Raw genomic sequence first — 24,750 nt, 5'->3', positions numbered from 1 at the left:
ATTTAGACTCAAAAATATATATGCATAGCTCCACAATTTTTCGGGGTGATCCAAAATTACGCACTTCCGTAGTGTTAAATCGTGGACAATTTTAGTCTCGAAAAAAGTGCCCACGATTTGTGCTGTAAGTCGTTGATTGTATTATCGTTTGATATCAGATATAGAAGATTCACGCTGTGAGTATTCTATTCTGCATTCTTTTTTAGCCATTCCTGCCTACGATGGTCAGGTAGATGTTTTACTTTGAAGTGTTCAAAGGTAACATTAAATCCTTTTCCGTCCGGACAAGCCGCCATCAGTCCTACTTGCACAGGCGTATTGTCCTGCAACCAAGCATTGCGCATAAGCGTGTACTCCTTATCATCAAACGAATAGAAGATTTCCACAGCATCCAATCGTCTGATGGCCTTTATCCATACGTATGGAACAGCTTTTTCTAATGTAATTACGCTCCAATCCGATGTTTTATGGGTAACAACGGTACTCAAATTGAATTTACCGTCTACGAACTCGATACCTGCTTTGATGTAGTTTTCATGGTTAATACGAAGCATTAAACCTGCTTGGTCGAAACGTACTTTATAGTCTCCTGTAACTTTAACTTTTACTTCAAATTCTCCTCCATAGGTGGTGTAATAGAAAGGCGCATCATCAACAGTAAAACCATAATGAGAAATCCGCCAATAGTCACTTTGAGGCGTGACAAACATAGAAAGAGATTTGTCACTGATTTTCCATTGCTCTGGCTCATTGAACCATTGCATTTTTTCTAATGACTGTGCCATACAAAGTTGTGATGACATAAGAATTGCTAAGAAAAAAAACGACTTTTTCATTTTACTTTTTATCATAATTAAAAATGAATCAATAACCGATTGTGAAACGTTCCTGATGATGCTTTTCCTGTTCCAACTCGTCCACCATTGCCATAGCATAGTCTTCTACAGAAATGAAACTTTCACCCTTTTCATCTACAATCAGGTCATCTTTCCCTAAGCGGAACTTACCAGTACGTACACCGGCTGTCAAATTACCAAGATTTGCCGCCGGCGAGAAGAATACCCAATCAAGCTCTTTTTCATTGACTAATGTTTCAAGAAAGAACTTCGCCATAGACTTAACACCGGGCAACCACGCATCCGGCAAAGTTCCCGTGTCAACCAAACGCAGACCGGGTTTAACAAACAGACTACCTGCGCCACCCACAACCAGAAAGCGTTTTACACCCGATGCTTTCACCTCATCCAAAATCTTTGGATAGACACGTAGTGTGTCCTCATACATATTCGGATTTGACCACCCCGGATTATATGCACTTATAATCGCATTTTTACCTTTTAATGTCTCAATCATTGCGGAAGTATTTTCCACATCAATTTCTTTAATCTCCAAATTTGGAGAACTTACTTTCATTTTAGCGGCATTGCGTACAATAGCCGTTACATAATGCCCTCTGTTCAACAATTCATTCAGAATTGCGTTACCTACAAAACCACTTGCACCGATTAATGCTACATTCTTCATGACAAATATTTTTTTAATGAATACTACGTTGTTCTTTGATGATGCAAAGTTCTATACTTAAAAAAACAAATACAAGTAGATACTGAACTCTCATATACTTACCATACAGAAACTAATACTGAACCTGAATGGATTACATTTTCTACTTTAACCTACTTTGACACAATAAATAAGGTGTATTTGCATCTAATTAGTTTTTAAGTTACTTTTGTATAGCAATTAAAGCACAATACCTTATGGAAGCAGATAAATTAAAAGATGAAATATTCATTCAGAATTGCCCGATAAGAAACATTCTTTCCCGCATTAGTGATAAATGGTCGATATTGACTATATTCACATTGGAACAAATTCCCGTCATGAGATTTGGAGAACTCCAAAGAACAATACCCGACATCTCACAAAAGATGCTAACTGTAACATTACGTACCTTGGAACAGGACGGCATTGTAAAACGTCAAGTCTATGCACAAATCCCTCCAAAAGTGGAATACTCTTTAACCCCACGAGGATTGTCATTATTACCCCATTTGAACTCTCTTATCTATTGGGCTAAAGACCAAATGGATAGTATAATGAAAGACCGAAAACGAAATGAATCGAAAGACTAACCATAATACTACACCATGTTCGTGGTTCAATATCTACACAGATGCAGACAACGAGCGATAAAAGACTTCCGCACGGAAGCAAAGCCATCGCTTCTCATATTGACAAAGCATTTATTGTCCAAAGTCTGGATAGCAGCTTCAATGTACGCAGAATCGAACGCTTTATGCTGCAACTCTCACCGGAGAATATTCAACCCGTAGGGAGATGGTGCTATTGCCGGATTCAGGAGTACTGATTGATACGCCAGGGGTAAAGCTATTCGGCGTTACCAATGGCAACACGGATAATTTGTCGGAAATCTTGGATATATCCGATTATGAGGGAAAATGCAGAGATATAAAGGCAAAGCAACTGTTTCTGTCACGATAGACGACAACCAGCCTTAACCTGCGGGCTATGCCTATGAATAGAACTAATTCAGAGTAGATCAGTAATATTGGAGGCATAAAAAGAATGGAAGATATGATGTAATTGTGTCATACTGCTAAAGAATGACATACTAAAACTATTTTATCTCCCGTTAATTCTTTACATTTGCCACAAAATTACAGCGATTATGACAGAATGCAAGGATGAACACATATTAAGTTCCATTGATTACCCGGAGGATTTGCGGAAATTGTCCCCCGATAAACTGGAAGAGGTATGTGCAGAGTTGCGTCAATATATAATAGATATACTCTCTGAAACCCCCGGGCATTTGGGGGCAAGCCTCGGTACAGTCGAACTGACAGTTGCTTTACATTATGTATTTAATACCCCTTACGATCGTATTGTCTGGGACGTGGGGCATCAAGCTTATGGCCATAAAATACTGACCGGCCGGCGGGAAGCATTTCATACTTTACGGAAGTTTAAAGGCATCAGCGGTTTCCCCAATCCGCAGGAAAGCCCGTATGATGCGTTTATTGCCGGCCATGCCTCAAACTCTATTTCAGCAGCAATGGGTATGTCGGTCGCTTCGGCATTGAAAAATGAAGCGAACAGGCATGTGATTGCCGTAATCGGTGATGGAGCCATGACGGGCGGATTGGCATTTGAGGGGCTGAACAATGCGTCGGCCAATCCGAACAACCTGTTGATTATCCTTAATGATAACGACATGGCGATAGATCGCGCTGTCGGTGGCTTGAGCCAATATTTAGTTGATATTACGACCAGCCAGGCATATAATAAGATGCGCTATGACGTCTATCGCGGCTTGCGCAAGATGAAGCTGATCAATAATGACCGGCGGGAGAATATCCTGCGTTTTAACAATAGTCTGAAGGCATTGCTTACACAGCAGCATAATTTGTTCGAGGGATTCAGCATCCGCTACTTTGGTCCTATTGACGGGCATGATGTCGGGTATCTGACTAAGGTTCTGAATGACATAAAGGATATGCAAGGCCCCAAGCTGTTGCATATCAAAACAAAGAAAGGCAAAGGCTTCAGACCTGCCGAAGAATCGGCAACGGAATGGCATGCCCCCGGCCTTTTTAATAAAGAAACGGGTGAGCGTATTATCGTCCACAAGCTGAATGAGCCCCAACTCTATCAGGATGTCTTCGGGCATACCCTCGTCGAGCTGGCGGAACAGGACGAACGGATCGTCGGGATCACTCCCGCCATGCCAACCGGTTGTTCTATGACCTATATGATGAAAGCATTCCCCAAACGTGCGTTTGATGTCGGCATTGCGGAAGGCCATGCGGTGACTTTCTCTGCCGGGCTTGCCAAAGAGGGAATGATTCCTTTCTGTAACATCTATTCCTCTTTCATGCAGCGGGCTTACGACATGGTGATACACGACGTTGCCTTGCAGAACCTGCATATGGTGATTTGTCTGGATCGTGCCGGTCTGGTCGGTGAAGACGGGGCCACCCATCACGGGGTGTTTGACCTGGCCTATTTGCGTCCGGTTCCGAACCTGATTATATCGTCTCCGCTGAACGAGCTGGATTTGCGGAACCTGATGTACACCGGATATAAGGAAAACAATGGCCCGTTCGTGATCCGTTATCCCCGGGGAAAAGGCGAGATGGCCGACTGGAGGAATGAAATGCACGTCCTGCCGATCGGAAAGGGGAAGAAGCTCCGCGAAGGGAATGATATTGCAATCCTTTCGCTCGGCCCTATCGGAAACGAAGTGATAAAGGCAATAAAGATGGTTGAGGGTGAAGGTCTGTCGGTCGCCCACTACGATATGATATATTTGAAACCGATAGACGAAGACCTGTTGCATGAAGTTGGCAAAAAGTTCGATCGTATCATCACCGTCGAGAACGGTGTGATCAAAGGCGGACTTGGCAGTGCTGTCCTGGAGTTTATGGCGGATAACGGCTATACTCCGCGAGTAAAAAGAATCGGTGTGCCGGATGAATTTATCGAACATGGCCCGATACCCGAACAGTACAAACTATGTGGCATGGATGCCCAAAGCATCACTGATGAAATAAAGAAGATGGTTATCAGGGGGAAGGCAACTCCCCATACATTAATCACTATATAAAATGAAAATTATTATAGCCGGAGCCGGTGAAGTAGGAACCCACCTGGCAAAGATGTTATCACAGGAAAAACAGGATATTATCCTGATGGACCCGAATGAGGAACGTTTGAATTTCACGAATTCAAGCATGGAGATCCTGCCTATGGTCGGGAATCCGACTTCTATCCGGGACCTGGAAGAAGCCGGTATCAGAAAGGCCGACCTGTTCGTAAGCGTCACTCCGGAAGAAACGACCAATGTAGCAGCCAGTATCCTGGCCTCCAAATTAGGTGCTCGTAAGACGTTGACGCGCATCAATAACTACGAATACCTCTTACCCAAGAATAAGGAACTGTTTGAAAAGATGGGGATCAACTCCATGATCTATCCCGAGATGCTGGCAGCCAGGGAGATTGTGACAGCCGTAAAACGTCCCTGGACCCGTCAGTATTGGGAGCTGTTCGGAGGCGCATTGATCCTGCTCGGCGTAAAAGTACGCGACAATTCCCGGCTTGTGAACAAGCATCTATATGAATTGCTGAACGAACAGAAGCTCTATCATATTGTTGCCATCAAGCGACAGAACGAAACGATCATTCCGCGTGGTACCGACCGGATAGAATCCGGCGATATCGTTTTCTTTACCACAACTAAAAGTCATATAGAAGATGTCCGTTTGCACGCAGGTAAGCGGGACCCGGAAGTGAAGAAGGTGATCATCATGGGAGGGAGCCGTATCGCCATCCGCACCAGTCAGTATTTGCCGAACAATATTCGCGTGAAAGTGATCGAAACGAACAAGGACAAGAGCCACCGCATAGCAGAGGTCGTCCCCGGAAACGTACTGATCATAAACGGAGACGGGCGCGATACCGACCTGTTGATGCAGGAAGGCATCAAAGATGCGCAGGCCTTCATCGCACTGACGGAAAACTCGAGTACAAATATCCTGGCCTGTCTCGCCGCCAAACGTGCCGGCGTGTTCAAGACGATTGCCAAGATTGAAAATATAGATTATATACCACTGGCAGAGAGTATGGATATCGGTTCGGTTATCAACAAGAAGTTGATTGCCGCCAGCTATATTTACCAGTTCCTGCTGGATGCGGACGTGTCGAACGTGAAATGCCTTACCTTTGCCAATGCCGATGTGGCAGAACTCGTTGCCCGTCCCGATTCCAAAATCACCCGCAAACAGGTCAAGGACCTGAACTTGCCGAAAGATATGACGTTAGGAGGACTGATCCGTGACGGCGAGCCGATGATGATTAAAGGTGATACGCAGATCCAGGCCTACGACCACGTCGTCGTCTTCTGCTTAGATACGGCAATGCGCAAATTGGAGGATTACTTTAATTGATATGCTGAACATCCGTTTTATAATCAAGATGCTGGGGATGATGTTTATCCTCGAGACATTGTTTATGCTGGCAGCTACGGCAGTCGCTTTCCTGTATAAAGGCAGTGACTTCTATCCGCTACTGCAATCGAGCGGTATCATGTTCGGGACAGGCGTTCTTTTTACTTTGATCGGGTTGCGGGCCAACGAGCATACCGCCGGACGCCGTGAAGGGATGCTGACCGTAAGCCTGACATGGGCTCTTTTCTCCCTGTTGGGGATGCTGCCCTTCTATCTGGGCGGCTATATCGACAACATCACGGATGCCTACTTTGAAACCATGTCCGGTTTCACCACGACGGGCTCTACCATACTGACCGACATCGAGACGCTTCCCCACGGCATTCTTTTCTGGCGAAGCCTCACACAGTGGCAGGGTGGTATCGGAATGATTGTCTTTACCGTAGCCCTGATGCCTATCATCGGCGGGGGAGCTACGCAGATGTTCAATGCCGAGACGCCGGGTATTACACACGAACGCTTCCGTCCGCGTGTGACGCAGGTCGCCAAACGTCTTTGGGGTGTCTATCTTTTCCTGACGATTGTCCTGATCGGTATGCTGTGGGCAGGTCCCATGAACTTGTACGATGCTGTCAACCACGCGCTCACTTGTATCTCGACGGGTGGATATTCGACCAAGAATGCCAGTATAGCTTATTGGGATTCCGCCTACATCGAATATGTCATAACTGCCTTCATGTTTATCGGGGCAACCAATATCACGTTGATCTACTTCTTCTTCAACGGCAACCCAAAGCGGTTGTTTAAAGACGAGGAGATGCGTTGGTTCTTTTGGTTCGTATTGATCATTACGGCTATGACGACAGCCTGGATCATGTACCGGGGGATCGTGGATGATTTCGGCACAGCTTTCCGGGAATCCATCTTCCAGGTTGTGACGCTTGTTTCCACTTGCGGTTTTGCAACAGCGGACTATATCCCCTGGGGGCCGTTCTTCTGGTTGTTGGCACTCGTCCTGATGGTGGTCTGCGGCTGTGCAGGCTCTACCTGCGGCGGGTTGAAGATGGGGCGTTTCGTAATCCTTGCCAAAAATCTGTTCAATGAGTTTAAGAAACAAACCCATCCCCATGCGATTATCCCGGTGCGGATGAACGGACATGCGATTTCCGGTGATATCGTCCACCGGGTTCTGGCTTTTGCTTTTGCCTATATCGCTTTGATCTTCGTCAGTTGCATGGTGCTGATGCTCGACGGAATGGGGTTTGAGGAGACCATCGGGGCGACGATTTCCTCTATCAGCAATGTCGGTCCGGGACTGGGTAGCCTGGGGCCTGTCGGCAACTATGCCGATGTCCCGACGGTATCGAAATGGTTCCTGTCGTTCCTGATGATGGTAGGTCGTCTGGAGATATTCACGGTGCTGACGATTCTGTTACCGGGGTTCTGGAAACAATAGTCGGATATCGGTCTGTTTGCATAGGCATTCTGTCCAAAACCGATAAGCATCGGATAATAAACGAATAGGCATTGGTTTCTTAACCGATGCCTATTCGTTTTTATTTCGGAGAAGCAGGTCTGAATTTTATTTAGGAGATATATACGCTTTTGCGTATTTTTGCGTTATAATAGGTGCGAATCATTAATAAGATGTGAGATAAGATGATAGAATATATCAAGGGGGAAATAGTGGAACTGACACCGGCCCGGATCGTGGTGGAATGCGCGGGGATCGGTTACGAACTCAATATTTCCCTGAATACATATAGCTTTTACAACGGGAAACAGACGGGGAAGATTTACGTGTACGAGGTGATACGTGAAGACGCCCACCTGCTCTTCGGCTTTGCCGGACGGGAGGAAAGGGAGCTGTTTCTGATGCTTACCAGCGTTTCGGGGGTAGGTCCTAATACGGCGCGGATGATCCTGTCGTCGCTCTCGCCGGCCGAACTGGTGCGGGTGATAGCCGACAAGAACGAGACGGCCCTGACAGGTGTGAAAGGTATCGGGCTGAAAACGGCCCAACGTATCCTTGTCGACCTCAAAAACAAGGTGAAACCTATCGAAGGGATGGGGGGCGCAAAAGGCTCCACGTCTACTCTGGCCGGCAGTGCCGTCTCGGAAGAGGCTGTTGCTGCATTGGTGATGTTGGGTTTCCAGAAGACTGCTTCGCAAAAGGCTGTCAATACGATCCTGAAAGGCTCGCCTGCATTGGCTGTTGAACAAGTAATAAAAACTGCATTACGAATGCTTTAGGAAATAGCCACTCTGTCATGGCGGGCTTGCCCCGCCATCCCATCCTAATAACAGGAAATCAGTATAGGATGAGGTTGCGGGTCAAGCCCGCAATGACACGACGGGGCATAGATGATTATTGGGTCAACCCATTATCAATTAAAAATGAGAAGGACACTAAAATATATACTCTGGATAACAATTCTACTGTTTGGCGTGGGGCTGTATTCGTTGAATGCGGACTTCAATGCCTACACGGCTTCGTTGCCGGAGGTGGAGCCGCTTGTTGCGCCGGATGATACGGTGCCGAAGGTGCAGACTCGTTTCCCGGTAGCTAAGACAATCCCCGAAGAATACGAGGAGATCGGCAAGCAGTCGCCCGCCGACCTGAAGACGCCGGACAATGTCAAGACGACCATCGAATATGACCTGAAGACCGGAACTTACGTGGTCCGTACCCGCTTGGGAGATGCCGACCTGACCACTCCTTTCTCGCTGACACCGGAGGAATACCAGGACTACAGTTTCCAGAAATCCCTACAGTCTTACTATCGCCAGAAGAACGAAGAAGAGTTCCAGAAGGCAGCCGAGAAGCAGTTTAACCTGACTGATATGCAGTTTGGCATCGGTGCGGCCGAGCGTATCTTCGGCCCGGGCGGCGTGAGAGTAAGGACGCAGGGTTCGGCCGAGGTGGAAATGGGCTTGAAACAGAGCAAGACCAAGAACCCGTCACTGCCGGAAAGGGCGCGTAACCGTACCTTCTTCAACTTCGACGAGAGCGTGCAGCTCAATGTGCAGGCTTCGGTCGGCAGCAAGGTGAATTTCGATATGAACTATAATACCGAAACCTCTTTCGACTTCGATTCGAAGAAGCTGAAGCTTGCCTATACCGGTGAGGAAGATGAGATTATCAAATCCCTCGAGGCCGGTAATGTCAGCATGACGACCAGTAACTCGCTGATCAATGGCGGGGCGGCGCTGTTCGGTATGAAAGCCGACCTTCAGTTCGGGAAGCTGCGGGTTAACACCTTGTTTGCCCAGCAGGAATCGGAATCCAAAACGGTCAGTTCCAAAGGGGGCGTGCAGACGAAGCCTTTCGAGCTGACGATCGACCAGTACGATGAGAACCGCCACTTCTTCCTCTCGCACTACTTCCGCGATCGGTACGACGAGGCGGTCAGAAGCCTGCCGTCCGTATCTTCGCCTGTCAAGATCAGCAAGGTGGAGGTCTGGATTACCAACAAACGGAGCAATTACGACCAGTCGCGTAACATCGTCGCTTTCTCCGACTTGGCCGAACACAAACATATTTATAATACATCCTTAGTTAGCAGTAGCGGTGCTTTGGCCATACCTTATAACAACAGCAACACATTATACGGTACCTTGAACCAGCAGTTTACCGGTGCCCGCGACATCAGTACCGTGAACCAGGCGATCAGCGGCACCTTTGTGAACGGTACCGAATATGAGAAAGTCGAGAGCGCCCGTTTGTTGGACGCATCGGAATATACGGTGAACACGCAATTGGGATACATCTCGCTGAAAACACAATTGCAGGCGGATGAGGTGTTGGGTGTGGCTTACAACTTTACCTATTCGGACGGGCAGACCTACCAGGTCGGTGAGTTCTCGACGGATAATCCCGCTTCGACAAACTCCTGCCTGTATGTGAAGTTGTTGAAGGGAACAGCCATGTCGCCCGGCTTGCCGTTCTGGGATCTGATGATGAAGAACGTCTATTCGTTAGGGGCTTATTCGGTGCAGAAGGAGAAGTTTAAACTGAACATCATGTACCAGAGCGATACGACCGGTACATACGTGAACTACTTGCCGGAAGGGGCGATTGCCAACCAAATCCTGCTCAGGGTCCTGAACCTGGATAACCTCGACTCGAACAATGAACGCCATCCGGATGGTATCTTCGACTTTGTAGACGGCTACACTGTCTTGTCGGAGAATGGGAAGATCATCTTCCCCAGCGTGGAGCCGTTCGGTTCTTACCTGAGGAAGCAGATTAATAATGATGCGATTGCCGATAAATATGTGTTCCAGGAACTGTACGACTCGACGCTTACCGTCGCCCGTCAGATTGCCGAGAAAAACAAGTTCCGCCTGGAAGGTGAGTACAAGGCTTCTTCGGGTGCGGAGATACAGTTGGGGGCATCCAATGTGGCGCGCGGTTCCGTGAAGGTGACGGCGGGAGGTGCTATCCTGACGGAGAATGTGGATTATACGGTCGACTATACATCGGGTGTCGTTACCATTCTGAACGAGAGTATTATTTCGTCCGGAACGCCGGTCAGTGTGTCGTTGGAGAACCAGACAGCCTATAATATGCAGCGTAAGACGATGATGGGGTTGGACCTGAACTACCAGTTCAGCCCGAACCTGATGCTGGGTGCAACCATCATGCATATGTCCGAAATGCCGCTTACCACCAAGACGGCGATGGGGGATGAAGCCATCAAGAATACGCTGTGGGGTGTGAATATGGCCTATAAGGGGGAAAGCCAGTGGTTGACCAATATGTTCGACAAACTGCCGTTGCTGAACCTGAGCAAGCCGAGCCAGATAGCCTTCAATGCAGAGTTTGCCCACCTGATAGCCGGTCATTATGAGAATAAGAACACGGGCGGCTATTCCTATCTGGATGATTTTGAGTCGACGCAGAGCAACTTCGATTTGTCGGACCCTTATCCCTGGCAGCTGTCGAGTGTCCCTTATGACGACGCAACGCCGATGAAGTTCCCGGAGGCGGGTCTGGTCAATAATATCGACTACGGGAAAAGCCGTGCCCTGTTGGCTTGGTACACGATCGACGGGCTGTTCACACGCCAGAATTCATCTTTGCGTCCGAAGCATATCACCCGGGATGATATCTCCGACCATTATGTGCGTGCCATACAGACGGAAGAGTTGTTCCCTGAACGGCAACAGACCATCAGCGAGAGCAATACGCTGAACGTCCTGAACCTTGCCTATTACCCACAGGAACGTGGCCCGTATAACCTGGATGCCGATAACATCAATCCGGACGGTACGTTGCAGAATCCGGAAAAGCGGTTCGGTGGTATGATGCGTAAGATAGACCAGAGTGACTTCGAGACGGCTAACGTGGAGTATATCGAGTTCTGGATGCTTGATCCGTTTATCTATAACCGTCAGTCGTCAGGTGGTGAATTATACTTTAACCTCGGTGAAATATCCGAAGATATATTGAAGGATGAAAAGAAATTCTTTGAGAACGGACTTCCTATCGACGGTGATACGACCAAAGTCGATTTTACTGTTTGGGGTAAGGTGCCAAAACAGCAGAGTACGGTTTATGCATTCGATAACACAGCGGGTGCGCGTCAGTTGCAGGATGTCGGCTTGAACGGTCTGTCGTCGGAGGAAGAGAAGGAATATCCGACTTATCAGGAGTATTTGAATAAGTTGCGCCAGAAGTTGAGTCCGGCTGTACTCGATACGATGGAGAACCACGATGTGTTGGGACTGTCTCCGTTCTCCGATCCTGCCGGCGATAAGTTCCATTACTTCCGTGGGTCGGATTATGACCAAAATGATGTCGATATCTTAACCCGCTACAAACGCTATAACGGTACGGAAGGTAACTCGAAAGATATCAATGATTCGCCGGAGCGTTACAGCACATCTTCCAAAACCATACCGGATGTGGAAGATATCAACCAGGATAATACGCTGAATGAAAACGAGAAGTATTTCGAGTATAAAGTGGCTATTACTCCTAAAGATACAGTGGTAGGTTCTAACTTCATTGCAGACAAGCGTACGAGCACGGTTCGTCTGGCGAATAATAAGCAAGAGACTGTTACCTGGTACCAGTTTAAGATACCTATCAAGAAATACCAACGTCGTGTCGGTGCGATCAACGACTTCAAGACGATCCGTTTCATGCGTATGTATATGACCGGATTCCGGGAATCCGTCGTGTTGCGTTTCGGTACGTTGCAGTTGGTTCGCGGTGAATGGCGTAGCTATGAGCAAGACTTGTCCGACCCTAAAATGCCGCCGGCTGTCAAAGGTACACTGGAAGTTTCGACTGTCAATATAGAGGAAAACAGCGATCGTGACCCGGTCAACTATGTCCTGCCTCCGGGTATTACTCGCGTATTAGACCCGAGCCAGCCGCAAATACGCCAGGAGAACGAACAGGCTCTTTCCTTGAAAGTAACGGATTTAGCAGCAATGGATGCACGTGCCGTCTATAAGAATACGAACTACGACCTGCGTCAGTATAAACGCTTGCAACTGTTTACGCATGCTGAGGCTCCGAAGATGGATATATACGACTTGGCGAGCGGTGACTTGTCTGTCTTTATCCGTTTGGGATCGGACTATAAGAACAACTATTACGAATATGAAGTCCCGTTGAAGTTAACTCCGCATGGGGAGTATAACAATAATAATACGACACACCAGGAGATTGTTTGGCCGACAGAGAACACGTTGAACTTCCAGTTGGAGGTGTTGACAAACCTGAAGCTGGAACGTAACCGGCAGAAACGTTCGGGCGAGAATGGTGTGAATTTCCAGACCGAATTCACCGGTAAGGACGGAGCTAATATGATTCGTGTCAAAGGTAACCCGAGCCTTTCCGAAATTAAGACGATCATGATCGGTGTCCGCAATATTAATCCCCATGGTGATATCAAGAGCGGGGAAGTCTGGGTGAACGAATTACGCCTGACGGACTTCAATGAAGAAGGCGGATGGGCTGCCAATGCCAACCTGAATGTCGCGTTGTCCGACCTGGGTACGGTGAACGTGGGCGGACGTATCGAGACGTCCGGTTTCGGAGCCCTCGACCAGTCGCTGAACGAACGCCGGATGGAAGACTTCAAGCAGTATAACGTCGCCACTTCCATCGAGCTGGGTAAACTGTTCCCGGAAAAGGCACAGGTCAGCATTCCGTTCTACTATGCTTATTCAAAGGAAACATACGATCCGAAGTATAATCCGTTGGATCAGGATATCAAATTGAAGGATGCTATCGACAGGGCGGACACGAAAGCGGAGAAAGATTCGATCCGCAGTTATTCGCAGGATAAGACTGTGATCAAAAGCGTGTCTTTCAATAATGTGCGGGTGAATATCAAGAGCAAGAACCCGATGCCTTACGATCCGGCGAACTTTACGCTCGGATATTCGTACAGCATCAACGATAAGAAGAATCCGGAGACGGAATATGAGACGACAAAAGACTATCGGGCGAACTTCGCATACAGCTATGTCCCGTATATGAAGCCGATCAAGCCGTTCGACAAGATGTTGAAGAAGAACAACGGCTATACCCGCTATGCCAAGCAGTTAGCGTTGAACCTGGCGCCGTCTATCAATTTCCAGACGGCGATGATGCGTAACTACTATGAGATCAAGCTGCGCGACCTGACAGGGGCGGCTACGGGTGTCACGAACGATATCCCGGTCACGTTCAGCCAGAACTTCTATTGGGACCGTGCGTTCAGTCTGAACTGGGCGTTTACCAATAACCTGAACCTCTCGTTCAGTTCCGGTACGAATGCCCGTATCGAGGAACCGTATGTACAGGTGAACAAAGAGCTTAATCCGGACGATTACCAATTGTGGAAAGACTCCGTAAAGAAGAGTATTGCCGACCTCGGAACTCCGATGAAGTACGACCAGCAGTTTATGGTGACCTGGCAGCTGCCGTTGCAAATGATTCCGGTACTCGACTGGACAAACGCTTCTTTAAGCTACAACGCAACCTATAACTGGGATCGTGGCGCTACGGTGAGCGAAGGTTTCGAGTTGGGTAACACGATCAAGAACCAGCGCCAGTTCGACCTGCAGGCGAATCTGAACCTGCTGTCGCTTTACAACAAAAACAAGTATCTGAAGAAGGTAAACCAGAAGTTCAATAATACCCGTAACACCACGGCGAAAAAGCCGGAGAAGAAGAAAAAGCCGAAGCTGGAGAAGGAAATAACCCTGAATCCGGACAGCGGTACAGTTGTGGAACACGGAATGTTTACGAAGAAGGTCCAGATCACAGCCCGTGGTGCGGACGGACGCGTTTACAGGATCAAGTACAAACCGCTCAACTTTGCACAGGTAATGATTCTGAACCAGGATACGGCACATCTTAAACTGACGATCATACCGGGTCCTGCGCCTACGGAAGACTTCCTTTATAAGGCGGTTGAACATAGCGCCCGGTTCCTGATGATGGTACGGCGTTTCAATATCCAGTTTACCAACTCGGCCGGTATGATGTTGCCCGGTTTCCGTCCGGAGATCGGTGACATATTCGGGCAGGGGCATTCTTCATTCGGTCTTACGCCGGGACTTGGATTTGCCTTTGGTAGCGTCCGCCGCAGCTATATCGATGAGGCTTCCGATAGGGGCTGGTTGGTAGATAATACGGAAAGTAACCTTAGCTCTGCCGTTATGACCAGCACGAAGAATCTGAACATACGGGCGAACCTTGAACCGATAACCGGTTTGAAGATCGACCTGAACGCCCTTCGCAACGATACCCGCAATACGGAAATACAATATATGTATGCCGGTATGCCGGAAATTATGGGAGGTAACTTCACCATGACGACAATCGCGTTGGGGAGTGCTTTCGGTGGCAGTGGCAATGCGATGAACAACTACTCCTCCAAAGCATTCGACAAGTTCGTAGCGAACCGTGAAATTATCGCGCAGCGGCTGGAGAATATGTATTCCTCCATGAGATATCCGAATGCCGGCTTTATTGCGGAAAAAGGTATGGGAGGGATGCCATACAATCCGGGAGAAGACAATGTGAACGGCGTGAATCCGAACTCGGCAGATGTCCTGATCCCGGCATTCCTGGCGGCTTATACAGGGAAAGACCCGAAGAAGGTGGGGCTGTCTCCTTTCCCGTCCCTGAAGAGTATGCTGCCAAACTGGCGTGTGACATACGACGGATTAGTCCGCATACCGGCTGTCAAGAAATATTTCAAGAGCGTGACGTTGAGTCATCAGTATCGTTGTTCCTATACGGTCGGCGCTTTCACCTCTTTCCTGAACTGGGTGGATGCTGGACAGGACGGATTGGGATATATACAGTCGATCCTGAATGATAACCCGACGCCGTCGTCTCCTTATTCGATCTCGTCTGTCAGCATCACGGAAGCATTCAGTCCGCTGTTGGGAGCCGATGCGACTTTGCTGAATAATGTCACGGTCCGTGCCGACTATTCGACGACTCGCAATCTGAGCTTGAATACGACCTCTTACCAGTTGGTAGAAGCCCTTTCCAATAAAATAACGATTGGTTTGGGGTATAAGTTAGCCGAGTTCAACAAGGTGTTGAAGATGAAGAAGACGCGCGACTTCAGCAACGACCTGACTGTCCGCCTGGACTTCTCGTACAACAAGATGCAGTCGTTGATCCGGAAAATCGATACGCAGTTGACGCAGGCTACCAGCGGTAACATCGCCAAGACAGTGTCGTTCTCTGCCGATTACGGTCTGAGCCGGGCATTGACGATCCGTGCTTTCTACGATATCCAGATCAACGAACCTCTGATCTCGAGCGCTTCCTATCCGACGTCCAACTCGAACTACGGAATCAGCCTGCGGTTCTCGCTTGCACAGTAAGTGAGAACCGCCCAAAAGCGTGTATCATTTATGGTTCTTAAATGCGATCCCATCTAACTTTCAACTTTCAACTATACCGGGGGCTTATTGTATAAAACGCTTTTTTCTGACATAAAAGAGGTCCGAATTTAAACGAATGTTAATCCACTTTTCCGCCGCCAGAAAGGAGCTTTTTCCCCTTTTCCGGGAGTTTATAGCCGGGAAGTCAACCTTTATTTCATTTTTCCGGCACTTTATCGCCCTGAAGACGGTCGTCATACCCTATGAAGACGGTCGCCATTCAAATGAAGACGGTCGCGACGGCGATGAAGACGGTCGTCATGGTGACAAGGCCCTAAAACTTCCTTTGCATATTTGGAACGCCCTCCGTCTTCGTTTTGCTACAGGCGATTCTCCGGGAGTTAAGCTTTATCACTTTGCCGGTGTTTCTGTTTTTCGGCAATCAAATTGCATGCTTTCCGGAACGGGCTGCGCACCTCATCTCTTCAGTTGTCAGTCGAACAGGCTAAAACCTTGAAAAAAGTCAATTCAAAATCGATCAACTTTTCGGACGAAATAGAAAAACATCCTGGGAAGGGGGTTATTGTAATTATTTAAATTTGTAGGAGGTTCAAAACTTGCCATATTTGAAACAATAAATGCTGATTTATAGGTGTGTTTATATCGACTGTTACCAACAGTCGATATAAACATAAACACGAAAATGGATTCTTTCTTTTCATTCCATATAAATATAATATTACCTTTGCATGAGTGCGACACACTTTATAAGAAGTGGTTATACGTTTTAAATAACATCGAGATCATGGAACGATTACCCCAAGAACTGAACAATCAGATATTCCGCAAGCTAAAAAGCATCGTGGAGGTAGAGCGCATGACCCCCGACCAACGCCTGGAATATGAATTGAGCCTTTCCGTCGAGCGCGACCTTTCTGCCGCCCTTGATACAAGTTTTGAAGATGGGATGGAGAAAGGTAAAGCCGAGGAGCAACGTCTTATTGCTGTCAATTTAAAAAAGCAGGGAATCGATATTGAAACGATTGCACAATGTACCGGTTTGTCGGTGGAAGAAATTAACGGATTGTAATCCTCATTTTTACATTATTTTTTCTTTTTTCTTTGTTTATTGAAAACTAAGGCCTATTTTTGCCTTCATGTACACCTGCATGGCGTTGTGGGTCAATGCATTTTATTAGATAAACGAGAAGCGTTTTTAAGATATTATCCTTATATTGAAACTTCGACAATTTCAGACTAAGTGGATAATAGGCAACAAAACGCTCACGTTCCTTTCCTTGTTATATATACATGCGTCAGCATGTGCGCGTATACAAGTTAAAAGGGCGTGGGCTGTTGTTTATATCACTTAGTCGGGCAGTCGAAGGCCTCAATATAAGATATATCAACAGTTCCCACGCCTCTTTTTATGAAAAAATCATTCAGTCCGGGAATTGCTGAATACCTAATTTACTATTATTATGAACAAAACGGAAACGTTTAAAAGGCTGCATTTGTCTATGTTAGTCTTTTTGTTTTGTGTGTGTACGACCACGCTCTCCTATGCCCAGCATATGGTTTCAGGCGTTGTCAAGGATGTGACTGGTGAGCCTATCATCGGTGCAAACGTAGTCGAAAAAGGGACTACGAACGGATCTATTACCGATATTGACGGTAAATTCTCCTTTACTATTTCTAAACCGGCTGTGACACTGGCCGTTTCCTACATCGGTTATCAACCACAGGACTATTCTTACAAAGGACAGGAAAATGTGATTATTACATTGAAAGAAGATTTGCAAAATCTGGATGAAGTAGTTGTTGTCGGCTATGGTGTTGCCAAGAAGCGTGACTTGACAGGCTCTGTCGCCTCTGTCAAAGGGGAGAAGTTACAGGAGACTGCTTCGCTGAGCGCGGTGCAGGCCATGCAGGGACGAGCAGCCGGCGTAACCATTATACAGACGAGTGCAAAGCCGGGTGAAGAAGCGAATATACGCGTTCGTGGAAACCGTTCGTTAAAGGCGACAAACGATCCGCTATATGTTGTGGATGGTATTCCTATCGTTGTCGGTTTGAATGAGATGAGTCCTTCGGATATTGAATCCATAGAGGTCCTGAAAGATGCGTCGGCTACTGCTATTTACGGTTCACGCGGTGCCAATGGCGTTATTCTGGTGACGACCAAAAAAGGCAAGGAAGGAAAAGTCCAGATCGATTATAACGGCTATGTCGGAGTGCAGCAGGCCGCCCGTACGATAGATATGTTTGATGGAGCCGAATGGGTTGACTTGGTGCGCGAAGCAAACCGGGCAACGTCGAAAACAACTCCATACCCGCTTGTCCCGACTTTGGATTGGGATAGGAAAATCGGTTATTTCAATGCCGACCCGAATGTAATTGGAAAAATAGAACAAGCTTATGATGAAAATGGGAACTGGTGTCCTGACCGTTTGCCTTACAATAGCTGGACGGACGAGGCATTACGGATTGCTCCTATTCATAATCATGAAGTCAGTGTACGAGGGGGAACAGAGAAGTTGAAGATGCTGGCTTCTGCCACTTATTTCGGACAGGATGGTATTGTGAAAGGGCAGGATTACCGCCGTTATTCGGTTCGTGTCAATTTTGACTGGACACTGAATAAGTATGTCAAAGTGGGTGGTTCGACTTCATTTTCCCATATTGACCGGAATAATGGAGGAAACCTGTATAGTGATGTGAAAAACGTTTATCCTTTAGCGGATATCTATGATGCGGATGGGAATATAATCACCTCGCGTCCGGGAAATGACCCGCAGCTTTGGAATCAGTTTCTGAATTTGGAACATCAAAAGAAGGAGATTAAAAAGGATCGTTTTTTGGGTAGTTACTATTTGGAAGTGAAATTGCCTTTCGATATTAACTACCGTTCCAATGTGGGTATAGATATCGGTCCCTGGTATGGTAATGAATTTTATGGAGCACTCAGTGCAGACCGTTCCGGCAGTGCAGCCCGCGCTGTCAATGCCCGTGATAATCGCCGCATGTACACGTGGGAAAACCTTTTGTTCTATAACAAAACATTCCACAAAGACCATACCCTCGGCTTGACATTCCTGCAATCTATCCAGCAGGAGACATATGAAAAGTCTGAAATTAAAGTGAAAGATTTGCCTTACGAGAATCAACAGTGGAATAACGTGGGATCGGCGCAGACGATCGAATCCGTATCAAGCGACTATCAGCGTTGGAACTTAGCCTCTTTTATGGGACGCATCAACTATAATTTTAAGGATCGCTACTTGTTGACTGTTTCAGCCCGTTACGATGGCTCTTCCCGCCTGGCTCCGGGGCATAAGTGGGTGTTATTCCCTTCAGCCGCTCTTGCATGGCGTATCAAAGAAGAGTCGTTCTTGAAAGATGTCGATGTATTGAGTAACCTGAAGTTGCGAGTTGGCTGGGGTATCACCGGTAACACAGCCATCGATCCGTATAAGACACAGGGTAGCCTGGAATATGGTCGCTATAGCTATGGTTCGAATGGTGTCTTAGCCTTTTATCAGAAAGAAATGCCGAATCCGAACTTGTCATGGGAAAAAACAGAACAGTGGAATGCCGGTCTCGATTTTGGCTTTTTGAACGGACGTATCGGGGGTAGTGTAGACCTTTATCTCCAGAATACGAAAGATCTGTTGATGGACCGCCAGTTACCGATCGTATCCGGTTTCGGTAATGTTACGACCAATATCGGACATATCCGTAACAAAGGTTTGGAAGTCACCTTGAATACCGTAAATATCGAAGCGAAGGATTTTAAATGGACGACCGACTTGATGTTTTCCGTAAATAAGGAAGAGATCGTTGAACTATATAATGGTAAAGTTGATGATGAAGGTAATAAATGGTTTATAGGACAGCCTGTAAAGGTCTTTTATGACTATAAGGCTGATGGTATCTGGCAATTGGAAGATGCCGCCGAACTGGAAAAATGGGGAGGAGTTTTTAAACCGGGTGATATCAAGATTGTCGATCGTAACGGAGATTATAAGATCACTTCTGAAGATCGCTTTATCCTGGGACATGAAGATCCGACTGTGAACTTAAGCATGAGCAACTATTTTAATTATAAGGATTTTGATTTTAATTTTTTCCTGAATGGATCCTTCGGACAAACAAAATCTTTTGATCGGGGATGGAGTTTGAACGGACGTTATAACGGTGCAAAGGTCAATTATTGGCGTATTATCGGGGAAGACGAAAACGGTAATCCGATCAGTAATCGCAGTAATGAGGCTCCGCGTCCGAATATTGATTATGAAAATCCGAACTACATATCCTCTCTTTATAAAGAAGATGCATCTTTCCTTAGAATCGGCCAGGTGACTTTAGGATATACGTTGCCGAAGACTTTGTTGCAGAGTATGGGTGTCCAGAAACTTCGTGTGTATGCCACCGTGCAGAACGCCTACGTGTTTACAAGCTATTCAGGTACGGACCCGGAAAGTGGCGGTGACTTCAACGAGCCGATGCCGAGAACTTATCTTTTTGGCGTAAACCTTAGTTTCTAATAGTACTAACATTAATAAATAGACGATATTATGAAGAATATAATAAAATATAGTGTGTTGTCTTTATTGGCAGTAGCCGGTGTGTCGTGCGAATCGTTCCTGAACGAAAAGGTTGTCAGCGGCGTTTCGTATGACTATCTGGAAACAAAGACAGGTATTGAAACAGCTGTGAATGGCGTTTATTCGACCATGCGCTGGTATGTCGGGGGCGAACGTTATTATTGCTTGACCGAATATGGTGTGGATTATGTATGGGAAGGTGCCGATGGCGGCAATAAGGATGCTTTTAACAAGTATAGTAACCAGTTGAATTCTTCTTTCGGGATGTTATATGAATTCTGGGAAAATGCATTTAAAGGGATCACACGTGCCAATACGGCTTTGATGTATCTGCCGGAAGTGGGAGATATGACGGATGCCGAGAAAGTGTCCCGTGAAGGAGAATTGCGTTTTATGCGTGCTTATTTCTATTTTGACCTGGTTCAGCAGTTCGGACGTGTCCCTTTATTGAGCGAGGGAAATGTTTCCCAGATTATAACTGATTTTCCACGTGTCTCGGTTGCCGATCTGTATGCATTTATCATTAACGATCTACGTTATTCATTTGATGTCTTACCCGATGTTGCCATGCAGCCGGATCGTGGCCGTGCCACTAAATGGGCAGCAGCCAATTTGCTCTCAAAGGTTTATCTGACAAGAGGCAGTGCCGTAAAAGACCAACGTGGACAACAGCCCACCGATATGGATAGCACGGCTTATTTTGCCGAAGCGGTAATCAACTCCGGAAAGTTTGCATTGGAAGCCGATTATCTGTCTACTATCGACCAGGACAGGCAGAAAGTATCATCTGAAACAATCTGGGGCGTCGAGTTTACCAACGATGTGTTGTTTAATGGCTCTGAAGGAAACAAGATGCACTTGTATTGGGTTCCGACTTATGAAAAGTTGCCGGGATTACAGCGCGATCTTCAGCAGGGACGTGCCTGGAAACGTGTGAAGCCGACTCCTTATTTACAGACCGAACTGTTCGATCACCTGAACGATTCCCGCATGTATAAAATGGTTAGTTGGGTATTCTATGCAAATAAAGAATCTTCTATCCCTGTATGGGAAGATAAATATTATTATGTGGATGAAAACGGTAAGACCACCAACGATTTGTTGTATGAAACTCCTGCTGAATTAGTTGGTAAACCGAAGTTCACATTGGGTGATACAGCTGCTTATTTTATCCCGAAATATTATGGAGCAAAGGATTATAAAGGTGCTGTGATCGACAAGGCAAAAGATCGCCAAATGCAGTTGGATATTGCCAAGTGCCGTTATACCCTGATTCCGGTGGATGAGAATACGAACCACTATTTCCCTTGCCTGAAAAAATGGTTGGATACGCAACGTCCGGATATGAACTATGAACAGGGAGGACGTAACTTTGTTCGTATGCGCCTGGGTGAAACTTATCTGATTGCAGCCGAGGCTTATGGCCGTATGGGGAACTTTGAGAAAGCTGCAGAATTGATAAATGTCGTTCGCAAGCGTGCCGCCTATAAGGAAGGTGAAGCAAAACCGCAGGAATGGTGGCAGGTCGACGGTGGCAATATGGCTGATGTAGCCGGTTCAACCGAAAAGGCGATGCTGGTAACTCCTGCTGATTTGAGTAATGATTTTATCAATTTCATGCTGGATGAACGTGCTCGTGAAACTTATGGCGAAATGAACCGTTGGGAAGACTTGGTACGTACGGAGACTTTGTACGAACGTGTGAAGAAATTTAATCCGGATGCCGCTCCTAACATAAAGGAATATCACAAACTTCGCCCGATCCCGCAGAATCATATCGACCGCCTGTCGCCAAAACCATCTCCGGAGGAGGCTCAAAATGAAGGGTATTATTAATGCTGCTATATAGGCAGGCCGTATCGGCAATTCTAAAATTCTAAGAAAGGGGGATGTGTCACGCTATAAATGGGGCTTTTGACGCATCCCCCTACAAATCTGGGTACTTTGACAAACACACCGCTAAATCATCATGACAGGTTCGCATTCTTCGGGCGGACTCTGCAGTTTATCACAAATAGTATCTATTCTGCAACTTTTCATAAAGCATACATCTATATGTCATGATAATTTGTTAGTTTTGCAGCTCAATATAAAAAAGGGAGCAACAATGGATGTCGCCATTATCAAATATAATGCCGGAAATATCTACTCCGTAAGTTATGCACTGAAAAGGCTGGGAGTCGAAGCAACTGTCACGGCAGATCCGGAACTGCTATGTAAAGCGGATAAAGTAATCTTTCCGGGCGTTGGTGAAGCCCAGACTACAATGGATCACCTGAAAGAACATAAACTGGATGCGATCATAAAAGGATTGAAGCAGCCGGTTTTAGGCATTTGCCTGGGTATGCAGTTGATGTGCCGCCATTCGGAAGAAGGAGACGCCGATTGCCTGGGCATTTTCGATACGGAGGTCAAGCGTTTTATTCCGCAAAAACATACGGACAAGGTTCCGCACATGGGATGGAATACGATTACGGATGTTAAAGACGGGCTGTTCAACAAGCAATTGGAGAACAAATTTGTTTACTTCGTACATAGTTTCTATGTGCCAGTGAATGATTATACCGCAGCTACGACCGAATATATCCTTCCGTTCAGTGCATCTCTGCATAAAGATAATTTCTATGCGACCCAGTTTCACCCGGAAAAGAGCGGTTCGGTTGGCGAGGTTATATTGAGTAACTTTTTAAAACTGTAAGCTGATATGATAGAGTTGATTCCCGCTATAGATATGATCGACGGCAAATGCGTACGTCTCACTCAGGGCGATTACGACACCAAGAAAGTGTATAACGAAGATCCCTTGGAGGTTGCCAAGATGTTTGAAGATCATGGCATCCGCCGTTTGCATATGGTAGACCTCGACGGCGCGCGTCAGGGACGAATCATCAATTACCGGACACTGGAACGCGTGGCGACCCGCACATCGCTGATTATCGATTTCGGCGGCGGACTGAAGCAGGATGGCGACCTCGAGATCGCTTTCGAGAGCGGCGCACAGATGGTTACGGGCGGAAGTATCGCTGTAAAGAATCCGGACGTGTTCGCTTCCTGGATCACAAAGTTCGGTCCGGAGAAGATTATCCTCGGAGCGGATGCCAAAGATAAAAAAATCGCAATAAGCGGATGGGAGGAGACGACCGACAAGGAGTTGATCCCCTTTATCCGGGATTATTACGACAAAGGAATCACGAAAGCGATCTGTACGGACATCAGCCGCGACGGCATGCTGCAAGGCCCTGCGATCGACCTTTATAAAGAAATACGGGAACAAATACCTTTTCTCTGTCTGATAGCCAGCGGAGGGGTCAGTTCCATACAAGATATTGAGAAACTGGCTGAGGCGGGTATTCCGGCTGTAATCTTCGGTAAAGCGATTTACGAAGGGAAGATACAGCTGAAAGATCTGATCCGCTTCACCTGATAAAAACAACGATTATATATGCTTGCCAAAAGAATAGTCCCCTGTTTGGACATAAAAGATGGAAAGACTGTCAAAGGAATCAATTTCGTAAACTTCCGCGATGCCGGCGACCCGGTCGAACTGGGCGCACAATACAGCCGCGAGGGAGCCGACGAATTGGTTTATCTGGATATAACCGCCTCGCACGAAGGCCGTAAAACGTTTACGGAACTGGTGAAAAAGGTAGCGGCCAATATCAGCATCCCTTTTACGGTTGGCGGCGGCATCAACGAGATGAAAGATGTGGACCGGCTGTTGAGTGCCGGGGCTGATAAGGTTTCCATTAACTCGGCTGCGCTGCGTAATCCGAAACTGATCGAAGAGATTGCAAAAAACTTCGGCAGCCAGGTATGCGTAGTTGCCATCGATGCCAATTTCGAGAATGGCGACTGGCTTTGTTACCTGAACGGGGGACGTATCCCGACGGAAAAGCATTTGTTCCAATGGGCTGCCGAAGCGGAAAGTTTGGGGGCGGGCGAAATCCTGTTCACCAGCATGACGCACGACGGCGTGAAAGACGGTTACGCCAACGAGGCGTTGTCGACGCTGGCCGACAACCTGCATATCCCGGTCATTGCTTCGGGCGGAGCGGGAAAGATGGAACATTTCCGTGACACTTTTGCTCTCGGAAAGGCTGACGCTGCATTGGCGGCAAGCGTTTTCCATTTCGGGGAGATCGGAATAGGCACTTTGAAACAGTATCTCCATAAAGAAGGAATCAACGTCCGCATTTAAAGGACGCGTGTCATTGCGGGCTTGACCCGCAAACTCATCCTAAATTGATATACATCAGGATGAGATGGCGGATCGAGTCCGCCAAGACATAAACACTGGTACGAAAATATATAACAACAAGATA

The 24,750-nt window shown here is 46.9% G+C and carries 15 protein-coding genes and 1 pseudogene; 14 read left to right on the top strand and 2 right to left on the bottom strand.

What is annotated here, in order from left to right:
- Window positions 1–185: 185 nt before the first annotated feature.
- Together DWW90_RS18945 and DWW90_RS18940 are read right to left on the bottom strand one after the other, a co-directional pair.
- Window positions 186–836 carry a DUF1349 domain-containing protein gene (locus DWW90_RS18945; RefSeq protein WP_122346100.1) on the bottom strand — a complete coding sequence of 217 codons (651 nt, stop codon included), beginning with the start codon at window positions 834–836 and terminating at the stop codon, window positions 186–188.
- Window positions 837–864: 28 nt separating this feature from the next.
- On the bottom strand, window positions 865–1,524 hold the full coding sequence (locus DWW90_RS18940; RefSeq protein WP_122346099.1) for an NAD(P)-dependent oxidoreductase: 660 nt from the start codon (window positions 1,522–1,524) through the stop codon (window positions 865–867).
- Window positions 1,525–1,760: 236 nt separating this feature from the next.
- On the opposite strand from DWW90_RS18940, the gene DWW90_RS18935 reads away from it, so the two are divergent.
- From DWW90_RS18935 to hisF, 14 genes and pseudogenes are all read left to right on the top strand, one after another.
- Entirely contained in the window at window positions 1,761–2,135 is a 375-nt protein-coding gene (locus tag DWW90_RS18935; protein ID WP_115498081.1) for a helix-turn-helix domain-containing protein, read from the top strand.
- A gap of 80 nt (window positions 2,136–2,215) precedes the next feature.
- A pseudogene (locus DWW90_RS18930) lies at window positions 2,216–2,454 on the top strand (hypothetical protein); the annotation flags it as partial.
- A gap of 238 nt (window positions 2,455–2,692) precedes the next feature.
- Complete coding sequence (dxs, locus tag DWW90_RS18925) at window positions 2,693–4,630, top strand: 1-deoxy-D-xylulose-5-phosphate synthase (RefSeq protein ID WP_122346098.1); 1,938 nt, start codon at window positions 2,693–2,695, stop codon at window positions 4,628–4,630.
- A gap of 1 nt (window position 4,631) precedes the next feature.
- The gene (gene trkA, locus DWW90_RS18920; RefSeq protein WP_115498083.1) at window positions 4,632–5,969 is read left to right on the top strand and encodes a Trk system potassium transporter TrkA; all 1,338 of its coding nucleotides are present in this window, start codon (window positions 4,632–4,634) and stop codon (window positions 5,967–5,969) included.
- Between the two features lies 1 nt (window position 5,970).
- Window positions 5,971–7,425, top strand: coding sequence for a TrkH family potassium uptake protein (locus DWW90_RS18915; protein ID WP_115498084.1), 1,455 nt, complete (start codon window positions 5,971–5,973; stop codon window positions 7,423–7,425).
- A 203-nt stretch (window positions 7,426–7,628) separates the two neighbouring features.
- Window positions 7,629–8,222: a Holliday junction branch migration protein RuvA gene (gene ruvA, locus DWW90_RS18910; protein WP_122332909.1), complete on the top strand. Its 594-nt coding sequence runs from the start codon at window positions 7,629–7,631 to the stop codon at window positions 8,220–8,222.
- A gap of 144 nt (window positions 8,223–8,366) precedes the next feature.
- The gene (gene sprA, locus DWW90_RS18905) at window positions 8,367–15,821 is read left to right on the top strand and encodes a cell surface protein SprA (protein WP_122346097.1); all 7,455 of its coding nucleotides are present in this window, start codon (window positions 8,367–8,369) and stop codon (window positions 15,819–15,821) included.
- A gap of 136 nt (window positions 15,822–15,957) precedes the next feature.
- Entirely contained in the window at window positions 15,958–16,338 is a 381-nt protein-coding gene (locus DWW90_RS18900; protein WP_122346096.1) for a hypothetical protein, read from the top strand.
- Between the two features lie 186 nt (window positions 16,339–16,524).
- Window positions 16,525–16,911: an Rpn family recombination-promoting nuclease/putative transposase gene (locus tag DWW90_RS18895; RefSeq protein WP_255418895.1), complete on the top strand. Its 387-nt coding sequence runs from the start codon at window positions 16,525–16,527 to the stop codon at window positions 16,909–16,911.
- A gap of 391 nt (window positions 16,912–17,302) precedes the next feature.
- On the top strand, window positions 17,303–20,368 hold the full coding sequence (locus tag DWW90_RS18885) for a TonB-dependent receptor (protein ID WP_233547824.1): 3,066 nt from the start codon (window positions 17,303–17,305) through the stop codon (window positions 20,366–20,368).
- A gap of 30 nt (window positions 20,369–20,398) precedes the next feature.
- Window positions 20,399–22,264 (top strand): RagB/SusD family nutrient uptake outer membrane protein, encoded by a 1,866-nt coding sequence (locus DWW90_RS18880; protein ID WP_122346094.1) that lies wholly within the window; start codon window positions 20,399–20,401, stop codon window positions 22,262–22,264.
- A gap of 271 nt (window positions 22,265–22,535) precedes the next feature.
- Window positions 22,536–23,126, top strand: coding sequence for an imidazole glycerol phosphate synthase subunit HisH (gene hisH, locus DWW90_RS18875; protein WP_115498090.1), 591 nt, complete (start codon window positions 22,536–22,538; stop codon window positions 23,124–23,126).
- A gap of 6 nt (window positions 23,127–23,132) precedes the next feature.
- Entirely contained in the window at window positions 23,133–23,852 is a 720-nt protein-coding gene (gene hisA / locus DWW90_RS18870; protein WP_122346093.1) for a 1-(5-phosphoribosyl)-5-[(5-phosphoribosylamino)methylideneamino]imidazole-4-carboxamide isomerase, read from the top strand.
- An 18-nt stretch (window positions 23,853–23,870) separates the two neighbouring features.
- Window positions 23,871–24,626 carry an imidazole glycerol phosphate synthase subunit HisF gene (hisF, locus tag DWW90_RS18865; RefSeq protein ID WP_122333636.1) on the top strand — a complete coding sequence of 252 codons (756 nt, stop codon included), beginning with the start codon at window positions 23,871–23,873 and terminating at the stop codon, window positions 24,624–24,626.
- The last annotated feature ends 124 nt before the right edge of the window (window positions 24,627–24,750 follow it).

Origin of the sequence: Parabacteroides sp. AF17-28, from assembly GCF_003479205.1 — a bacterium.
In the GTDB taxonomy this organism is placed as follows: Bacteria; Bacteroidota; Bacteroidia; order Bacteroidales; family Tannerellaceae; genus Parabacteroides; species Parabacteroides acidifaciens.
Note: the sequence above shows the minus strand (reverse complement) of the source record. Positions and strands in the feature narration are given on the sequence as shown.